The following is an 18,225-nucleotide window of genomic DNA, read 5'->3' as shown; positions in this document are numbered from 1 at the left end:
GCCTCTTATGATGCCAGCGCCGAACCTGCCGGTGGGGGGCCTGTCAGTGCGGTATCTGCGAGCGCCGAAACAGGTTCAACCCCGACTGCGCCGGCCGGCATCTGGAACGCGGCTGCCAGCGCCGGATCCCGATCAAGAATCTGCCGCATCGCTTCGAACCGTTCGGGATATAGACGCCCGTTTTCCCATAGAGCGATACCGTCGATCTCGATCGTCGGATCAAGAATCATCCAGCTGATCTCGCCTGGCGGCCCGCTGCCACAGGTGTGGAAATGCAGCAGGCGTGGATGCTGGAACGCCGACCCTGACCAGCGAAGCGGGTCTGCGGCTGCCGGCTGGTCATAGGCCATCAGCGGATGAATGCCGGCATGCCAGGAATCAACATTATATCCATCAAGGTCGAATTCACCCGCCACCCGGTCATAATGCGCCTCGACTTCGGCCACGATGTCGGCCGCACCGGAAAATCCGATGATCCGGTTGGCTTCGAAATGTGCAACCACAGGTTCGCGAAGCGGCAGATATGCCGGCGCATAGACCTTTGATCCGGTCGGCGTCAGATAATGGGACAGCACCGCCCGGCCCTGGAACCCGGCTGCCAGAACCGGCTGGGGAATTCCCATCGGGAACCGTTCGATGACCACCTCGCTGCCTGTCTTGACAGTGGCGCTGGGGCTGCCTTCGAAATTGGTCCCCAATGGACAGGTAACGCGAATATGGCTGGCCGACAGGGTCACCATGTCGACTGCGGCCTTTATCTGGCACATCGATTGATGGTCGAGCGATCCAAAACCGCCCTCAAGCATGGTTTCGTTCAGCGCGTAGCTCATCACGCAACGCGGCCCGGTGTAATGCCAGTTGAACCGGCCCTGGTCGCCAAGCCGCGAAAAGAACACCACCCGGTCGACATCATTCATCGCCGCCTGGACCTCGGCATTGGGATGATTCTCCGGCAGGTCGACAGTCATCCGTCTAACCGTGGCACCCCGTGCCGCCAATTCACGGTGAACGCGGTCGGGCGCGGCATTGTCATACCAGCCATGACGCGGATCCTCGCAGACGAGAAGGACGGTCATGCCCTCGACATTGCCGATGCAGTTATCGATCAGATTTGCCGCCCCGGCGCTCCGCGCAAGGTCCAGATCCTGAAGCCCGGTGGCGTCAGCCGCCACAAATCCCGGTATCTGGTTGTTCATTTCCCCACCCTACGCACGGTCAGTCGGCATAATATCCGATGACGTCTCCTTGTGTTGTCACGCCAAGGCCGTTGATGCTTCTGTTCACGTAATTGAAGTAACAGATGATCTGATTGGCCTCGAGAATGGCACCGTCATCAAGCCCGGCTTCGCGCAGGGCGGCCACATCCGCCTCTTCCATCGCGCCAGGCGAGAGAGTCAGTTTTTCCGCATAGCGCATCAGCGCCAGCTCGGCACCGTCGAACACGGTTTCCGGCTGGCGGGACCGGATGGCGGCTTCAATCCGGCTGGCGCGTGCAGCATCACCGATCAGATGCGCCGCGTTCTTCCAGTGATTGGCGAATGAGTAGGCGCAGTCATTCAGCACCGAAACGTAGGAGCTGATGGTTTCCTGCAGCCATGTCGGCAGGGTATTGGCATCGTCATGGAGCGCCGCGCGGTACAGCACGACATGGCCGTTCATGGTGTTCGGGCGCAATGAATGCACCCGCATGACATTGTCGACGGTTCCATGCGGTGTTCTGGCGAGGTTCAGCGCGTCCCGCAGTTCAGGACCTGCATCGGCATCGCTGATCATGCTAATCCACGCTGCCATTCATCCCCCCAGAACAGGCACTGTGTATTACTGGCAACATTCAAAATGTGCAGCTGCATGGTGAGCCTGGGAAAGGTCTTCGTCAATTGCATTTTCATAATTTAGAATATGTAAATATTGCGATGACTTAAGGTCTGTTTTCGGCTGGCCTCGCCACCGCCCGACAAATGAGAGATGAAGAAGTTGATTCGTCAGGTTGCGTCACGCTCCGCTGTCTGGTCTGATGGGCCGGTGAATGTCAGGACGGTGTCATGGGCGAGACTCAACGAGCAGAACAAAATGACGAGACGGCGGGTGCGGCTCTCATCCGCATGCAGGATGTCAGCAAGTTTTTTGGCACTTTTCAGGCTCTTGACAGGGTCAGCCTGGATATTGGCACCAGCGAGAAGGTTGTGATCTGCGGCCCGTCCGGGTCTGGCAAATCGACGCTGATCCGCTGTATCAACAGGCTGGAACAGCATGATGGGGGCGAGATCAGGATCGATGGTATTGCGGTTGATGACAGCGCCGCCGCGCGCGCTGTTCTGCGCAACAATGTTGGCATGGTATTTCAGCAATTTAACCTGTTTCCGCATCTTTCCATTCTCGACAACCTGACCCTTGGCCCGATCCGGGCGCGTGGTCTGGCACCGGCGGCGGCGCGTGAACTTGCCGAATATTATCTCGAGCGGGTCCGCATTCCCGAACAGATCCAGAAATTTCCCGACCAGCTTTCAGGTGGCCAGCAGCAACGTGTGGCCATCGCGCGGGCGCTGTGTATGGAGCCGCGGATCATGCTGTTTGACGAGCCGACCTCGGCACTCGATCCCGAAATGATTGCCGAGGTGCTGGATGTCATCAGCGAACTTGCCGCCACTGGCATGACGATGATTGTTGTCACGCATGAAATGGGTTTTGCCAGCCATGTCGCCGACAAGATGGTGTTCATGGATCATGGGCGGATTGTCGAGATGGCGCCGCCAGAGCGTTTTTTCTCGGATCCCGAAAGCGACCGCTGCAAGCTGTTCCTGCAGCAGATTTTGCGAAATTAGAGGCGCATCATGCGGATTTTGTCACTCTGGCCGTTGCTGTCTGTGTTTGCGCTTGCCGGCTGTTCGGGAAATTGGGGATGGTATGTGGTCAATCCGACCACCCCGGCCGGACAGCGCAACCTGATGTTTCTCCTCGACGGGCTGTACTACACCATCGCGCTGTCGGTGACGGCGATTGCCATTTCGGTACTGGTTGGCCTTCTTGTCGCGTTGCCGGGTCTCGCCCGCCAGCGCCCGCCACGAGTGATCAATCGGGTCTATGTCGAACTCGTGCGCGCGGTGCCGATCCTGGTGCTGATCCTGTGGGTCTATTATGGTCTGCCGCAGGTTGCTGACATTTCGATTTCCGTTTTCTGGGCCGGGGTGCTGGCGCTGGCGATTTCCGACAGTGCCTTCCAGGCGGAAATTTTTCGTGCCGGAATCCAGTCGATTGACCGTGGCCAGCATGAAGCGGCGCATTCGATTTCATTGTCCTATGTCGACAAGATGCGGTTCGTGATCCTGCCGCAGGCCATCAAGCGGATCCTGCCGGCGCTCGGAAACCAGCTTGTCTACATGCTGAAGATGTCGTCGCTGGTATCGGTGATCGGTATGGAAGAACTGACCCGGCGGGCGAATGAACTTGTCGTCACTGAATACCGGCCGCTTGAAATCTATACCGTTCTTGTGATCGAATATCTTGTGCTTATCCTTGTTGTTTCGGGAGGAGTCAGGTGGCTCGAAACGCGTATGGGCATGGCTGATCGCCGCTGACATCCTGCTCTTTTGTTTCTGATATTTTGTTTGTGATGATTGTTGCCAGCACCTGACATCACCGATCAGGGAGGGCCCGATAATGGCACATTCGCAGCCGATCCGCGCCACATTGCAATATCTGGCAATGGAGGATGATGGGGATGCCGTCTATCACGCCTCGCAGGCTGGCGGCGACACCGCCAGCCACGATGGCCAATATGACATGCGTGAGGTGGCAATCCACAATGGCAGGGGACAGCGGTTCGATCTGGACACGGCCGGTTTCATGCTGGTGCCTCATGTCAGCGAGATGACGGATTTTCACGATGATGCCGCGCTGGCGACAATCTATGATGCCGAGGCAAAACAGCTTGTTGCAGAGATCACGGGCGCGCGCCGGGTCGAGATTTTTGATCACACGCGCCGCGCCGCCAGTGACGCGATCCGCCGCCGGCAGGTCATGCGCGAGCCGTCATCCGTGATCCATAATGACTATACCCCCTGGTCGGCGGAACGCCGGCTTCGCGATGTTCTGCCGGATGAGGCCGAAACATTGCTTGCCGGCCGGTTCGCAATCATCAATGTCTGGCGGTCGATTGGTGGCCGTGTCGAAACCAGCCCGCTGGCGTTCTGTGATAGCCGGACGCTTGCCACAGGCGATCTTGTCGAGGTCACGCGCCAGGCAAAGGACCGTGTCGGGCAGATCCAGATGGCGCGGTTCAACCCGGCGCATGAATGGGTCTATTTCCCGGATATGGAGATGGATGAGGCGGTGCTGATCAAGACCTATGATTCGGCCACTGACGGGCGGAACCGATTTACCATTCATACCGCGTTTACCGATCCGGCAGCACCGCCCGATGCCGCCCCGCGGCAGAGTATCGAGACACGCTGTTTCGTATTTTTCTGAGCGATCCGAATTATCACGCTTTGCGCCGTTCAGGCCTTGAAAGCTGGCCCCGGCAACGCGATCTAAGACCGGTCGGATGTTGCGATCCGGACAATGAATATCTGCAAAGGAGGGGGAGCCGTTTGCACTGACACGCCGCGTCTTGCGTGGTGGAAAGGATGCTGAATGTCGCGCCCGCTGTCCATCTTCTGGTTTCGTCAGGACCTTCGTCTGGCGGACAATCCCGGGCTGTGCGCTGCGGCGGCGCGGGGCGAGGTGCTGCCTGTCTATATCCTTGACGACGTGAATGCGGGTGATGACAGGATGGGTGCCGCCAGCCGCTGGTGGCTGCATCACTCTCTCACCGCTCTCAAGGACTCGCTTGGTGGCACGCTCCATGTGGCGGCTGGTGACGCGCTGACGCTGATCCCGGCGCTGGCCCGTAAAACAGGTGCCAGCGCGGTATTCTGGAACCGCAGCTATGAATCCTGGTTGATCGAACGTGATACCGCACTGAAGACGGCGCTTGGTGATGCCGGGATCGAGGCTGAAAGCCATAATGGCGCGCTGCTGTGGGAGCCGTGGGAGGTCAAGAAGGGTGACGGCACACCGTTCAAGGTCTTTACCCCCTTCTACCGGCGTGGCTGTCTTGCCGCACCGCCGCCACGGGTGCCCCTGGCTGTGCCCGACATCACCGTAACCGACACCGCGCCGGACAGTGACATTGCCGCGCTGGACCTGCTTCCTGCGAGGGACTGGGGGGACATGCTCACGCCGCACTGGCAGATTGGCGAAGTCGGTGCCCGCGACCGTCTGGCGGCATTCCTTGATCATGGACTTGCCGGATACAAGGATGGCCGCAACCTGCCGGCGGCGCCGAACGTATCACGCCTGTCACCGCATATTCATTGGGGCGAGATTTCGGTCAATCAGATCTGGCATGCGGCGCGCGACCGCCCCGACCTGCCGGAAAGCGATGTCGACAATTTCTGTTCGGAACTTGGCTGGCGTGAATTTTCGCATTCCCTGCTCTATTTCAATCCGGATCTGAAACGGCGCAACCTGCAAACAAAATTTGACGGGTTTGACTGGCGCGACGATGCGGGTCTGCTGCGGGCCTGGCAGAAGGGCCGCACCGGCATTCCGTTCGTCGACGCGGCGATGCGTGAATTGTGGCAGACAGGCTATATGCACAACCGCATGCGGATGGTCACAGGCTCCTTCCTTGTCAAGAATCTGCGCCTTCACTGGCATCATGGCGAGGCCTGGTTCTGGGATTGTCTTGTTGATGCGGATCATGCGAGCAACAGCGCTTCATGGCAGTGGATTGCCGGCTGCGGGGCCGATGCGGCCCCCTATTTCCGGGTTTTCAATCCGGTGACACAGGGCGAGAAATTCGACCCTGACGGCGATTATACGCGCCGGTTTCTGCCCGAACTTGCAAGGCTTCCGAAAAAATATCTATACGCGCCCTGGACAGCGCCGCAGGCCGTTCTTGCAGAGGCCGGCGTGCGGCTTGGTGAAACCTATCCACGACCCGTTGTCGATCTCAAGGAGTCGCGCGAGGCGGCGCTTGCAGCTTTCAGCGCGCTGCGTCAGGGGTCCGGCTGATGGCAGGCGCATTGCGACTTGTCCTGGGGGATCAGTTGAGCCGGGGGCTTGCAGGTCTTGCCGATCTCGACCTGTCGCAGGATGTTGTCCTGATGGCCGAGGTGATGGAAGAGGTCACCTATGTCCGCCATCACAAGCGCAAGATCGCGTTTCTGTTTTCCGCCATGCGCCATTTTGCCGAGGCGCTTCGTGCCGAGGGTGTCACGGTTGCATATACAAGGCTGGATGATCCGGCGAACAGCGGCAGCATCGGCGGTGAAATCTCGCGCGCGGTGGCACGTCATGCGCCGGACAGGCTGATCGTCACCGAACCGGGGGAATACAGGCTGCTGGCCGCGATGAAAAACTGGCAGGAGGATCTTGTCATCGCTGTCGAGATTCGCAGCGATGACAGGTTCCTGTGCCCGCCGGGTTTCTTTGCCGACTGGGCGGACGGACGCAAACAGCTTCGGATGGATTTCTTCTATCGCGAGATGCGCCGCCATCACGACATTCTGATGGAGGGTGGTTATCCTGTCGGGGGCAAATGGAACTATGACGCCGACAATCGCGAGCCGCCGGATCTGTCGCTGAGGGTGCCGGGACCGCGATTGTTCAAACCAGATTCGATCACCGACGAGGTATTGGCGCTGGTAGAGAGCCGCTGCGGGTCGCATTTCGGCGATCTGGCGGATTTCGGTTTTGCGGTGACACGCGATCAGGCGCTGGAAGTACTTGACCATTTCGTTGCGGAAAGGCTGCCGCTGTTCGGCACCTATCAGGACGCGATGATCGAGGATGAACCGTGGATGTATCACAGCCATATCGGCTTTTATCTGAATGCCGGGCTGATTCTGCCGGTCGAGGCCATTCGGGCCGCCGAAGCGGCCTGGGCCACGGGACATGCGCCCCTGAACGCTGTTGAGGGGTTCATCCGGCAGATTCTCGGCTGGCGTGAATTTGTGCGTGGCATCTACTGGTTGAAAATGCCGGACTATGCCGAGATGAATTTCCTGGCGGCAGACCGGCGCTTGCCCGATTTCTACTGGACCGGCGATACCGACATGAACTGCATGGCGCAGTCGATCGACCAGACCCGGCGCTATGCCTATGCCCACCACATCCAGCGGCTGATGGTCCTCGGCAATTTCGCGCTGCTGGCGGGTCTGGCCCCGCAGCAGGTCAATGAGTGGTACCTTGTCGTTTATGCCGATGCCTATGAATGGGTCGAGCTGCCGAATGTGTCGGGGATGGTGCTGTTCGCCGATGGCGGTTATCTGGCCAGCAAGCCCTACGCCGGCGGCGGCGCCTATATCAATCGCATGTCCAATTACTGCGCCAGCTGCCGGTACAAGGTGGCAAGCAAAACAGGCGAGGGGGCGTGCCCCTTCAACTATCTCTATTGGGATTTCCTGATCCGCAACCGTGATAGTCTCGGCGGGAATGCGCGGCTCGGGATGATGTATAAATCACTTGATCGCATGGCGGACGAGCGGGTCGCGGACATCCGTGGTGATGCGGCGCGTTTCCTTGCCGCACTCGATCAGATCGAAGAAAGGAAATCGACATGACCAGATCTTCACCGTCCCTTGCCCGCCGCCTGGCCGGCATGATGGTTACCATACTGGTGGCGACCGGCCTTCTTGCCGGGCTGTCAGCCTGTACGCGCAAGGATGTGGCCACACTTGCCGATCGCCAGCCGCCGCTGGATCTTGCCTCATTCTTTGCCGGTGACAGTGTTGCCTATGGCATCTTCGAGGACAGGTTTGGCAATCTGCGCCGCCAGTTCCGGGTGAATATGACCGGCACTGTCGAGGGTGACACGCTGACCCTGGTCGAGGATTTTCTGTATGATGACGGGGAACGCGCTGATCGTACCTGGGTGATCCGCCGCAGCGGCGTCGATGCTGATGGCAATATGCGCTATGAGGGCAGCGCCGCCGATGTGAGCGGTACCGCAAGTGGTCGGATTGCCGGCAATGCGCTGAACTGGGAATATGACGTGGTGCTGGAAATGTCGGGGCGGTCGGTCGAGGTGCATTTCGATGACTGGATCTACAGGCAGGACGAGGATGTTGCCATCAACCGTGCGTTCATCAGCAAGTTCGGTGTCGAGATCGGGTCGGTGACAATCGTATTTCTGCGGGGTCGTGCGGCATCGGCTGTCGGGCCACTTGATCTTGAAAGCTGGCCGCAATAGGAAAGGACTCTCGAGCCGGGAGGTGCCACCGAATGACCATGCTGCCACGACGCCATGTCCTGCTGGCCTTGCTGGCGTTTGTCGCCATCCCGCATATGGCGCGCGCCGAGCTGATGCGTGACTATGTTCCTGATGCCGGGCTTGTCGGACAGGCGCGCTTTCAGGTGTTGTTCTTCAAGATCTACGATGCACAGCTTTTTGCCCCCAAGGGCCGGTATGACCGGAACGCGCCCTATGCCTTGCGGCTGACATATCTGATCAACGGCAAGAAAGACCGGATCATCAGCCAGACCGTCAAGGAAATGAAACGCCAGCGCGCGGCAAGCGATGCCGTGATTGAAAGCTGGCAGCCCTTGATGGACAGGGCTTTCATCGATATGCCAAAGGGCTCGTCGGCCGATTTCATCAATACCGGCGATGGCAGGCTGGTGCTTGCCACCGGGGGCAGGGTCATTGCTGAAATCGACGATCGCGACTTCACCCGCGCCCTGATGGATATCTGGCTTGGGCCAGATGTCCGCGATGCCGATTTTCAATCGGCATTGCTGGGAAAGGCGAAATGATCATGCGTGCCGCCATGTCCGGTGCCCTGCGGGCTGTCACCCCATGAAGCTTGGCGCCTTCTTTGTTGAAATTCTGCCATTGCTGGCATTTTTCGTCGGCTATCAATATCTGGGCCTGATCGCGGCGGCGGCATTGTCGGTCGGTATTGGCGGGCTGGTGATGGCGGTGGCGTGGCTGCGTGAAGGGCGGGTTGCGGCCTTTCCGCTGTTCTCGCTGGTCATGTCGGCGGCCTTCACCGCCGCTGCCTGGGCGCTTGGTGATGGCGTTTTCATCAAGATCCAGCCGACGATCTTCAACGGCATGTTTGCGGCGGTGCTTCTTGGCGGCATTCTGCGTGGCCGCGCGATGATGCGGCTGTTCTTTGCCGGTCAGTTCTCGCTGACCGAGGATACATGGCGATTGCTGAGTCTGCGCTGGGGATGTTTCTTTCTGGTTCTGGCGGTCGCCAACGAGGTCATCTGGCGCGGCTTCGACGAAGCCGAATGGGTGGTCTACAAGACTTTCATCGCGGCGCCGGCAAGCGCGCTGTTCATGCTTGCCCAGCTTCCGTTGACGCTTCGCGGTCGCCTTCCGGCATCGGATGGCAACCGGACCGGTGACACCGTCAATAGGGAATGACGCTGCCATCATAGGCGTGAAGCAGACCCGTATCCTGCGGGCCAAGCCTGTCCAGAACCTGCCACAGGCACCTCGCGGAATGGGTTGCCGTGAACAGCTTGTCAGCCGGCACATTCCCCTGAAAGGGCTGTGACAGCGCGGTATCGACGGTCCCGGGATGCAAGGTCGCCACACAGGCATTCGGGTTGGCCCGCGCCAGTTCGACAGACAGGGTCCGCATCAGTTGGTTCAGCGCCGCCTTGCTGGCCCGATAGGCGTACCAGCCACCAAGCCGGTTGTCCGAGATCGACCCGACACGTGCCGAAATGGCGGCGTAATGCAGCCTGTGATCACCCTTCAGAAGTGGCCATAATTCCCGCGCCAGAAGCACCGGCCCCAGCGCATTCACCCGATAGAGGTGAAGCAGATTGTCCTGTCTTATATCGGCAATCCGTTTTTCCGGTCTGATGTCCCCCTGCTGCAGGATGCCGGCGGTACAGATCACGCGATCCAGATGTGGAACCATATCTGCAATGGCCGCCGCGGCCGTGGTGATGCTGGCATCGTCCGTCACATCGAGCGGCAGGAAGCTGACACGATCATCCGAGGCCAGTGCCGCATATGCTGCCGAGGTCGAGGGGTCGCGCGCCGTTATGATCAGCCGTGCCACGCCTGTTGCCAGCGCCCCTTCTGCCAGCGCCCGCTCCGCCAGCGCCATACCGATTCCGCGTCCACCACCCTGGATCAGGACATTCATCAAGCTTCCTCCTGCAATCATCATGGCGTGACGCGATGTCACAATCCGGCCTGCGCCGCCGTGATTGCAGATGTGGGTGCAAGGCCCCATCTACACAAGACATACATGCAGGGGGACAAGTAGGGAGTCTGCCATGATGAAGATCAAATCCATCCTGCCGGTTATGGCTGTGTTTGCCGGGCTGATGATATCCAGCCTGTTTGGTCCCGGCCTTGCGGCCCGGGCCGCCGACCTTGTTGTCCCCGACCCGTCGATCGCACCAGAAGAGGTTGTCGCCATCCAGATGAAGGCGCTGCAGTTCAACGACAATCCGGTCCCGGATTTCGGCATTGCGCAGACCTGGAATTTCGCGCATCCGCGCAACCGCGCGATGACCGGCCCATTGCCGCGTTTCGCCAGCATGCTCAAGGGTCCTGCCTATGGACAGATGCTGAACCATGCCAGCCATCGTATCGTGCCGGTTCCCGGTGATGGCAGCCGTGCGAATTTCGACGTTTTCATGGAAACGGTCTCTGGTCAGGTGCTGTATTTCAGCTGGTCGGTCGAGCTTGTCCAGGGCGGTGAATACGACAATTGCTGGATGACTGTGGCGGTGTCGACGCCTCGTCCCGCCGGACAGGGCAGCTGATCACGCCGGGGTCCAGTCCACCGGTGTCACACCGTGGGATTCGAGCCAGGCATTTGCCGCCGAAAAGGGCCGGCTGCCGAAAAACCCGTTCGAGGCCGACAGCGGCGAGGGATGAACGCTTGTCAGCACCAGATGACGCTCCCGGTCGATGACCGCACCCTTGTCCTGCGCCTTGCGGCCCCAGAGAATGAAGACAAGATGCGCGCGCTCGCGGTTCAGTGCCGCAATCACCGCATCGGTAAAAGGCTCCCAGCCTTTTCCCTGATGTGATCCGGCACGGCCGTCCTCGACGGTCAGACAGCTGTTGAGAAGCAGTACGCCCTGGCGTGCCCAGCTTTCAAGATTGCCGTGTCCCGGATGTGCAATGCCCAGATCGCTCTCAAGCTCGCGATAGATGTTCCGCAGCGATGGCGGCGGCGGTACCCCCCTTGCCACGGAAAAGCTCAGCCCATGTGCCTGTCCAGGCCCGTGATAGGGATCCTGACCGAGGATCACGATCTTGACCTTGTCGAAGGGTGTCAGCTCGAACGCGCGGAAAATCTGGCCTCCCGGCGGGTAGATGCGTTTGCCGGCTGCCTTTTCGGTCCGCAGAAAGCCGCTCAGCGCCGCCATATGCGGCGCGGCAAACTGGCTGGCAAGCCTGGCACCCCAGCTTGCCTCGATCCGCACATTATCAGGCGGTGCCGGGGTATTCTGCGACATCGCACCAGTCTAGCCCGCCATCTAGGCGGCGGCAACCTGATCGGCGGCATAGGCAAAGGCAGCTTCTGTTTCCTGAAGGTCAGCCTCGCTCAGGGCCAGATGCGGATACAGCTTTGCTCCCGGCTTCAGAATGCCGCGATCGCGGACGGCATTGTTGAAAATGGCGGCAAGCCTGGCATCACCTGTTTGCATGTCGCGGTAATTGCGCACCGGTGTGGCGGTGAAGATCACGTCGAACAGAACCGGCGCACCGACAATCTGGTGTGCAATCCCCTTTGCGGCAAGCGGGTCCGACAGTGCCGCCATCAACCTCTCGCCGGTGGCGTAAAGCGTTTCATAGCTGTTGTCACGCCTCAGGATCTCCAGCGTTTTCAACCCGGCAACCGCGGCAAGGGGATTGCCGCTCAATGTTCCGATCTGGAAGGTGAATCCATCGCTGCCAACAGCGTCCTTGTCGAAATGGCGCATGATCGCCTCGCGTCCGGCGATCGCCGCCAGCGGCAACCCGCCACCGATAATCTTGCCAAGCGTACACAGATCGGGGGTTACGCCATAGGCTTGCTGTGCGCCGCCATAAGCAAGGCGGAACCCTGTCACCACCTCGTCGAAAATCAGCACGATACCATGCTGTGACGTCACCTCGCGAAGGGCTTCCAGAAAGCCGGGCGCCGGCGGGATCAGACGCTGCAAAGGCTCGACAATGACGCCGGCAATCTCGTCGGCATGTTCATTGATCAGAGAGGTTGCAAAATCCGCGTCATTGAACGGGGCGACAAGAATGCCATCCCCGACCGCGTCGGGGATGCCGGCGGAGTCGGGAACAGGACTCGGAAAATTCTGCAGCCTTGTCGGGGCAAGACTCATCAGCGCCTCGGCTGACATGCCATGATATCCCCCCTCGAATTTCAGGATTTTCGGCCGCCCTGTATGGGCGCGGGCCAGCCGCATGGCATACATGTCGGCCTCACCACCGGTGCTGACATAACGAAGTTGCTCGGCACAGGCGACAGCGCGACAGATTTCCTCGGCCAGTTCAAGCCCGGCGCTGTTGTTGGCGAAAAAGGTCATGCCACGGTCAAGCTGGTCGCGAATGGCATCATTCACTTCCCTATGGCCGTGGCCAAGGATCATCGGGCCCGAGCTGATCAGATAGTCGATAAATTCGCGTCCATTCTCGTCGATGACGCGAGACCCGTGCCCCTCGCGGATGAAGATGTCTGCGTCAAAATTGCCAAAGCCACCTGCTGGCAGAACAGCGCGGGCGCGGGCGGCAAGATCGTCCATAGGGGTGCTGGTGGTCATCATCGTCTCCTGTCCTGTGCCGGCTGGCCGTCCCCCGACGGGTCATGGGCGGCCTGGTCCGGCATGATGGTACGGCACGGCGCGGTCTTCACCGCCACGTGCAGCCCGGTGACGGGACTCGCAGAATGTGGTTTCACACAGGCAAAGGCAAGTATCCTGCCGACCCGGAAATTATATCACAGAAGTCTGGTAAAGGAACTATTCGGCAACCGACAGGTTGCGGGCATCGGCCAGCTGTCTGGCGCTGACCGTGCTGATTTCCTTGCGCGCGTCGTTGATCACGTCATTCCGGTTCTTCGACAGGCCAGTAACATCAATCATCGTCACATCATCGACACCGATGAAGCCCAGGATATGCCGGATATAGCTGGTGGTGAAATCGATGTCCTTGCCGGCAAGCGTGCCGCCGGATGTCACGATCACGGTTGCCCGCTTGTTTGAAAGCAGGCCGCGCGGTGTGTCGTTTTCATAGGTGAAGGTGATCTTGTCACGGCAGATCAGGTCGATCCATGCCTTCAGCGCGGCAGGCACGCTGAAATTGTAGATTGGTGTGGCGATGACAATGTCATCGGCAGCCTGAAGTTCGGCGACAAGGGCATCCGACTGGGTGAGAAGGGCGCGCTGATCGGACGTCCGGTTTTCTTCTGATGTCCGCTCGGCCTCAATCCATGCTGCATTGACGATGCCGATGCCGGCCGCAAGGTCCCGGGTGATCACATTGACGGACGATTTGCGCGCACCTAGCGCAGCAACCATCTCGTCGGCCAGCATCCGGCTGACCGATTTCTGCCGACGCATACTGGCGTCGATCCTCAGGATTGTGCGGTTGGATCCATTCATGATGATTGCGTTTCGCCCATTTTTCCTGTGTCGTCAACTGGAAGAGAAAGCTGCCAAAGGCGGGATAAGTGCCCAGCCGGCCAGATTTAAGCTAATTATTGCCGAGCCAAGTAAAAAGATGCTCTACATTAAAAATATAATTCTAATTTTCAGAATAATAATGTAGGCTGCGACATTATGAGCCAAATTGAGGAAATCCGAGCATTCGTCATGGTGGTCGAAACCGGAAGCCTCACTCAGGCTGCCGAGAGGCTAGGGATCGCTGTGTCCGCCGTCAGCCGTCGCCTGAAAGACCTGGAAATCAGGCTGGGCGCACCTCTTATCCAAAGAACAACCCGTCGGATGTACCTCAATGAGGTGGGTCAGGGATTCTATGAAAGATGTAAAGCGGTACTCGACGAACTGGAGGCCGCGCAACAGGAGGTTCTCAATTCCGGTGGTGGCCTTGGCGGCATTCTGAGAATAAGCACGCCACTTTCATTCGGTGTGTCGCATATGTCATCGGCGATCTCGCAATTCATGCACGCGCATCCCGATGTCAGAATCGACATGGATCTGTCCGACAAGCGTGTGGATCTGGTTGCCGAGGGGTTTGATCTGGCCATCCGGATCGGGGTGCTGTCGGATTCGAGCCTGATCGCCAAGAAGATCTCGACTGTGCGCAACATACCCTGTGCCTCGCCGGATTTTCTGTCGCAATATCAACCAATCACCAAGCCTGAAGATCTGGAATCGATACCGGCGCTGGTCTATTCCAATGACAAGACGCCAAATGACTGGCGGTACCGGGGGCCTGACGGCAAGCCCGGCGTGCTGCGTGTCACGCCAAAGCTTTCGGCCAATAATGGTGATGTTCTGCGCGAGGCAGCCATTGCCGGGCTTGGTGTCACCTGTCTGCCGAACTTTCTGCATTACGACGCCATCAATAACGGTCTTCTGAAGCCGGTGCTGGCCGATTATGAATGGGCCGAATATGACGTCTATGCCGTCTATCCAAAGACAACCATTCTGCCGAAGCGCACGCGGGCCTTTGTCGACTTCATGTCGACCCGCTATGGCATGGACCCCTACTGGAACAAAATTCACGCCTAGCCAGGCTGACAATCTGCGGGCGGTTTCGCTGGCAATGGCGTTGTCATTGTTGAGGGCTGTGGAAAAATCTTTTCCCAAGCCAGCCCTTTATAGTGATTCGGGCAGCCGCTACGCTTTTACCAGATTTGAAGCGGCGATGACGCCGCGACCTCAAGGCCTTTGTGTGATGGCACCCACACAAAGCTCCAACTCATCCTTCAGTTGGGGCACACTAAAAGAGGCGCGAAAGCGCCTCTTTTTTTTATGACTGACTGATTCGGGCGGACAGAATTTCGGGGCCTCATGTCGAAATTGTGATTTGGCGGCGCCAATGCCGCCTGCAAGAATGGCTGCAAGACTGATGGTGTGTTGGCGCGCGTGCGACGCCGGACCTGAACATCACTGAAACGCAGAAGCATGACTGACACGCACAACTGACAGCAGACCATTGATCATGTGGACCACTCACCACGCAGGGCGACCCGGACATGCCTGAACCGGTCCATCACAAAATTGACTATGTCGAATTCGCCTCGGCGGATATCGCGGCAACACAGGCCTTTTTTGCCGCCGCCTTTGGCTGGCAGTTCGAATCCTATGGGCCCTATCTGGCTTTTCATGGGGCCGGCCTTGATGGGGGGATCTATCCCGCCGACCTGAAAAGCCGTACCGAAACAGGGGCCATGCTGATCGTCTTCTACAGTGCCGATCTCACCGCGACGGAACGGCTGGTCAGGCAGCATGGCGCGACCATCATCAAACCTGTTTTTTCCTTTCCCGGTGGCCGCCGCTTCCATTTCACCGAACCGGCGGGAAATGAATTCGCCGTCTGGTCTGATCGCTGACCGAGCAAGCGCGCTGACCCCTGCTCCATATTTTGGGTCGTGTATTTTAGGCCGCATATTTAAGGTCCAATATTTTCGACCCACCGGTGATGCGGGCAGCGCATTCATCTCTTGGCCGCGCTGTCAAACCTGTGATAGTTGGGTATCTGCATCTCGGATACCTAAATGATCGCAAGATCCAACCTGACATTTCTAAGTTTTGTGCATCGCCGGATCAGGCTTGTCTGTCTCACCATTGCATGGGTGGCGGCTGTTGGTGCCATTCTGACGGCGCAACCTGACGGCCTGATTGCCAGCACGGGTGCGCTTGCCTTTGGGCTGTTCATCCTGTTGACGGTGGCGCGGCTGCGCTGGGACAGTCTGGTGATTCTGGCGGTTCTGGCGGCGGTGACCTGGCTTCTTCTTGATGAAATGCCCGGCCCCGGCGACATTCTGGCGGGTGGACAGCGGGTGCTGATTTTCGCCGCGCTGTTGCCGACGATGGCGCTGGTCAGGGCAACGGCGATGACCATGCCGTCTGTTCATGCCACCCAGCGCCGCCTTGTCGCGCTGCCTGACGGGGCGGCGTCCGGTGGCCAGCAGCTGGCGGCACATGTGTTTGGGGGAATCATCAACACCGGTGCCTTTGCGTTGCTGTCGGCCGCCCTGCCGGCGAATGCCGACATGCCGCGCCGCCGCGCCGCCGCCGAGGCAGTGATTCGCGGCATGGTGTCGTCCTCTGCCTGGTCGCCCTTCTTTGTGGCGTTTGCCATCGGCCAGAATTTCGTTGCGCCCGTCTATGCCTGGATCGCCATTGCCATCGGGATGCTGTCAGCCTTGCTGTTCAGCTGCGCCACCCTTGTCGGGCTCAATCCGGATTTTTCGATGGAACGACTGCGATTGTCGCTTGCCTGTCTACGCCCGGTTGCCTGGCGCCTGGCCATTACGCTGCTGTCAGTGCTGCTGGTGGCGCTTGTCTTCGGCCTGACGGCATTGTCGGCGGTGGTGGTGGTGATGCCGCTTCTGGTGCTGCTGCAGCTGTTTCGGCATCGTGACAAGGCGGCGGTGATCCTTGCCGAGACGCGCCAGTCCATGCACAGCACGGCGGATGATCTGGTGGTCATCACGGCGGCGATGCTGGTTGCCTTCTTTGCGACGCAGAATGACAGCCTGGCCGGTATCGTTTCCGGCATCCATGCCGGACAGATCCCCGGCTGGGTGGCGTTGATGACAACCCCGGTGGCGATGATGGTGCTGTCCATAATCGGCATCCATCCCGTGATCACCAGCACCGCGCTGCTTGCCACCTTCAGCGGTGGCGGGGCCGATGTGCATCCGGCGCTTCTGATGCAGGCGCATCTGATTGGCTGGGGTGCCGGTACGATGAGTTCCGTTGCCTCGCTGTCGGTGCTGACATGTGGCGGCCTGTACCGGGTGCCGACACGCCAGCTTGTTCTGGGCGACAACATGCTCAGCGGGTTTCTCTACGCATTGCTGGGGGGTGCGATGCTGGTGGCGTGCAATTTCATGATGGGACATAGCTGAACCGGTGATGCCGGTCGGCCCCGTGCGCATGGGTGCGACGCTGTCACTTTGCCCTGTTGCCTTGGCGGCCAAAATTCTGCAATTTCAGACGAGACAGGAGGAGCTATTCATGATTTTTCGGCAGTTGTTTGATTCGGTGTCTTCGACCTACACCTATCTTCTGGCAAGTCGCGTTGGTGGAGAGGCGCTGCTTCTCGATCCGGTGTTCGAGAAAACCGACCGCTATCTGACGCTTCTTGAGGAACTTGATCTCAAACTCGTCAAGGTCGTGGATACGCATGTTCATGCCGATCATATCACCGCCATGGGCGCGCTTCGTGACCGCACGAACTGCGTCACCGTAATGGGCGAGCAATCACCTGTCGATGTCGTGTCGATGCGCGTGTCCGATGGCGAGACCGTGACCATTGAAGGGCTGTCAATGACGGCGATGCACACGCCCGGCCATACCGATGACAGCTATTGTTTCAGGATGGATGACCGGGTGTTCACCGGCGATACGCTGTTGATCAGGGGAACCGGTCGCACGGATTTCCAGAATGGCGATGCCGGCGATCAATATGATTCGCTGTTCGGCAATCTGCTGACGCTGCCCGACAGCACGCTTGTCTATCCGGCACATGACTACAAGGGCGACATGGTGTCCAGCATTGGCGAGGAGAAAGCCTTCAACCCGCGGCTCCAGGTTGATTCCCGCAACGCCTATATAGAGCTGATGGCCAATCTGAATCTGCCCAATCCAAAGATGATGGATGTCGCGGTGCCGGAAAATATCCGCATGGGGATCAATATTGACCGCCAGCGCGCGGTGGCGACCGTGACGCCGGAATCCATCATCATGGAAAATGCCGAAGGGATGTTGCTTGTCGACCTTCGTGAAGAGGCCGAACGTGTGAAGTCAGGCGTGATCCCGGGGTCGGTCCATGCCCCCTACAGCCGCCTTGACCAGCATCTTGGGATGCTGAAACAGGCTGGTGACAAACAGGTTGTCTTCTATTGCGCGGTTGGCGAACGCTCGACGATGGCGGTCGAGATCGCGCACCATGACGGGGTGGGGGGTTGTGCCCACATTCCGGGTGGCTTCGTCGCCTGGACCGAGGCTGGCGGTAACGTCGCACGGGTCTGACGCCAACCGGACCGGGACAGCATATGGCGGAAG

19 protein-coding genes are annotated in these 18,225 nt (G+C 59.1%); 13 read left to right on the top strand and 6 right to left on the bottom strand.

All coding sequences use genetic code 11. From position 1 onward, the window contains the following. Positions 1–5: 5 nt before the first annotated feature. Together AB3X55_05485 and AB3X55_05480 are read right to left on the bottom strand one after the other, a co-directional pair. A complete protein-coding gene (locus tag AB3X55_05485) occupies positions 6–1,196 on the bottom strand; it encodes a hypothetical protein (GenBank protein ID MEX0503031.1) in 1,191 nt (396 codons plus the stop codon). Positions 1,197–1,215: 19 nt separating this feature from the next. Next, positions 1,216–1,791, bottom strand: coding sequence for a carboxymuconolactone decarboxylase family protein (locus AB3X55_05480; protein ID MEX0503030.1), 576 nt, complete (start codon positions 1,789–1,791; stop codon positions 1,216–1,218). 251 nt (positions 1,792–2,042) lie between these two features. Between AB3X55_05480 and AB3X55_05475 the strand changes: the two genes are divergently transcribed. The 8 genes from AB3X55_05475 to AB3X55_05440 all read left to right on the top strand — a co-directional run bounded on the left by AB3X55_05475 (position 2,043) and on the right by AB3X55_05440 (position 9,418). Further along, complete coding sequence (locus AB3X55_05475) at positions 2,043–2,822, top strand: amino acid ABC transporter ATP-binding protein (GenBank protein MEX0503029.1); 780 nt, start codon at positions 2,043–2,045, stop codon at positions 2,820–2,822. A gap of 9 nt (positions 2,823–2,831) precedes the next feature. Further along, positions 2,832–3,575 carry an amino acid ABC transporter permease gene (locus tag AB3X55_05470; GenBank protein ID MEX0503028.1) on the top strand — a complete coding sequence of 248 codons (744 nt, stop codon included), beginning with the start codon at positions 2,832–2,834 and terminating at the stop codon, positions 3,573–3,575. 82 nt (positions 3,576–3,657) lie between these two features. Further along, entirely contained in the window at positions 3,658–4,467 is an 810-nt protein-coding gene (locus AB3X55_05465; GenBank protein ID MEX0503027.1) for a CmcJ/NvfI family oxidoreductase, read from the top strand. Between the two features lie 165 nt (positions 4,468–4,632). Beyond that, positions 4,633–6,057 carry a deoxyribodipyrimidine photo-lyase gene (locus AB3X55_05460; protein MEX0503026.1) on the top strand — a complete coding sequence of 475 codons (1,425 nt, stop codon included), beginning with the start codon at positions 4,633–4,635 and terminating at the stop codon, positions 6,055–6,057. Continuing rightward, entirely contained in the window at positions 6,057–7,607 is a 1,551-nt protein-coding gene (locus AB3X55_05455; protein MEX0503025.1) for a cryptochrome/photolyase family protein, read from the top strand. The genes AB3X55_05460 and AB3X55_05455 overlap by 1 nt, the downstream gene beginning before the upstream one ends. Beyond that, the gene (locus AB3X55_05450) at positions 7,604–8,236 is read left to right on the top strand and encodes a DUF3833 domain-containing protein (protein MEX0503024.1); all 633 of its coding nucleotides are present in this window, start codon (positions 7,604–7,606) and stop codon (positions 8,234–8,236) included. Before AB3X55_05455 ends, AB3X55_05450 begins: the two co-directional genes overlap by 4 nt. Positions 8,237–8,268: 32 nt before the next feature. After that, positions 8,269–8,799: a chalcone isomerase family protein gene (locus tag AB3X55_05445; protein MEX0503023.1), complete on the top strand. Its 531-nt coding sequence runs from the start codon at positions 8,269–8,271 to the stop codon at positions 8,797–8,799. Between the two features lie 43 nt (positions 8,800–8,842). Further along, positions 8,843–9,418, top strand: a complete 576-nt coding sequence (locus AB3X55_05440; protein ID MEX0503022.1) for an inner membrane-spanning protein YciB — start codon at positions 8,843–8,845, stop codon at positions 9,416–9,418. Here the strand turns inward: AB3X55_05440 and AB3X55_05435 are convergent. Beyond that, entirely contained in the window at positions 9,405–10,154 is a 750-nt protein-coding gene (locus tag AB3X55_05435) for an SDR family NAD(P)-dependent oxidoreductase (protein ID MEX0503021.1), read from the bottom strand. The genes AB3X55_05440 and AB3X55_05435 overlap by 14 nt on opposite strands. 133 nt (positions 10,155–10,287) lie before the next feature. Here AB3X55_05435 and AB3X55_05430 point away from each other — a divergent pair, with 133 nt between their 5' ends. Then, a complete protein-coding gene (locus AB3X55_05430) occupies positions 10,288–10,782 on the top strand; it encodes a hypothetical protein (GenBank protein MEX0503020.1) in 495 nt (164 codons plus the stop codon). On the opposite strand, the gene ung is transcribed toward AB3X55_05430, so the two are convergent. The 3 genes from ung to AB3X55_05415 form a co-directional block, all read right to left on the bottom strand. After that, complete coding sequence (gene ung, locus AB3X55_05425) at positions 10,783–11,484, bottom strand: uracil-DNA glycosylase (protein ID MEX0503019.1); 702 nt, start codon at positions 11,482–11,484, stop codon at positions 10,783–10,785. Between the two features lie 21 nt (positions 11,485–11,505). Further along, positions 11,506–12,789, bottom strand: coding sequence for an aspartate aminotransferase family protein (locus AB3X55_05420; GenBank protein ID MEX0503018.1), 1,284 nt, complete (start codon positions 12,787–12,789; stop codon positions 11,506–11,508). Positions 12,790–12,984: 195 nt separating this feature from the next. Beyond that, positions 12,985–13,626, bottom strand: coding sequence for an FMN-dependent NADH-azoreductase (locus tag AB3X55_05415; GenBank protein ID MEX0503017.1), 642 nt, complete (start codon positions 13,624–13,626; stop codon positions 12,985–12,987). A gap of 177 nt (positions 13,627–13,803) precedes the next feature. Between AB3X55_05415 and AB3X55_05410 the strand changes: the two genes are divergently transcribed. The 4 genes from AB3X55_05410 (at position 13,804) to AB3X55_05395 (ending at position 18,192) form a co-directional block, all read left to right on the top strand. Next, the gene (locus tag AB3X55_05410; protein ID MEX0503016.1) at positions 13,804–14,718 is read left to right on the top strand and encodes a LysR family transcriptional regulator; all 915 of its coding nucleotides are present in this window, start codon (positions 13,804–13,806) and stop codon (positions 14,716–14,718) included. A gap of 467 nt (positions 14,719–15,185) precedes the next feature. Then, positions 15,186–15,542: a VOC family protein gene (locus AB3X55_05405; GenBank protein MEX0503015.1), complete on the top strand. Its 357-nt coding sequence runs from the start codon at positions 15,186–15,188 to the stop codon at positions 15,540–15,542. 165 nt (positions 15,543–15,707) lie between these two features. Continuing rightward, entirely contained in the window at positions 15,708–17,066 is a 1,359-nt protein-coding gene (locus AB3X55_05400; GenBank protein MEX0503014.1) for a hypothetical protein, read from the top strand. A 109-nt stretch (positions 17,067–17,175) separates the two neighbouring features. Next, the gene (locus AB3X55_05395) at positions 17,176–18,192 is read left to right on the top strand and encodes an MBL fold metallo-hydrolase (GenBank protein ID MEX0503013.1); all 1,017 of its coding nucleotides are present in this window, start codon (positions 17,176–17,178) and stop codon (positions 18,190–18,192) included. The last annotated feature ends 33 nt before the right edge of the window (positions 18,193–18,225 follow it).

Source organism: Alphaproteobacteria bacterium LSUCC0719, from assembly GCA_040839025.1.
Lineage (GTDB): Bacteria > Pseudomonadota > Alphaproteobacteria > Puniceispirillales > Puniceispirillaceae > UBA8309.
Note: the sequence above shows the minus strand (reverse complement) of the source record. Positions and strands in the feature narration are given on the sequence as shown.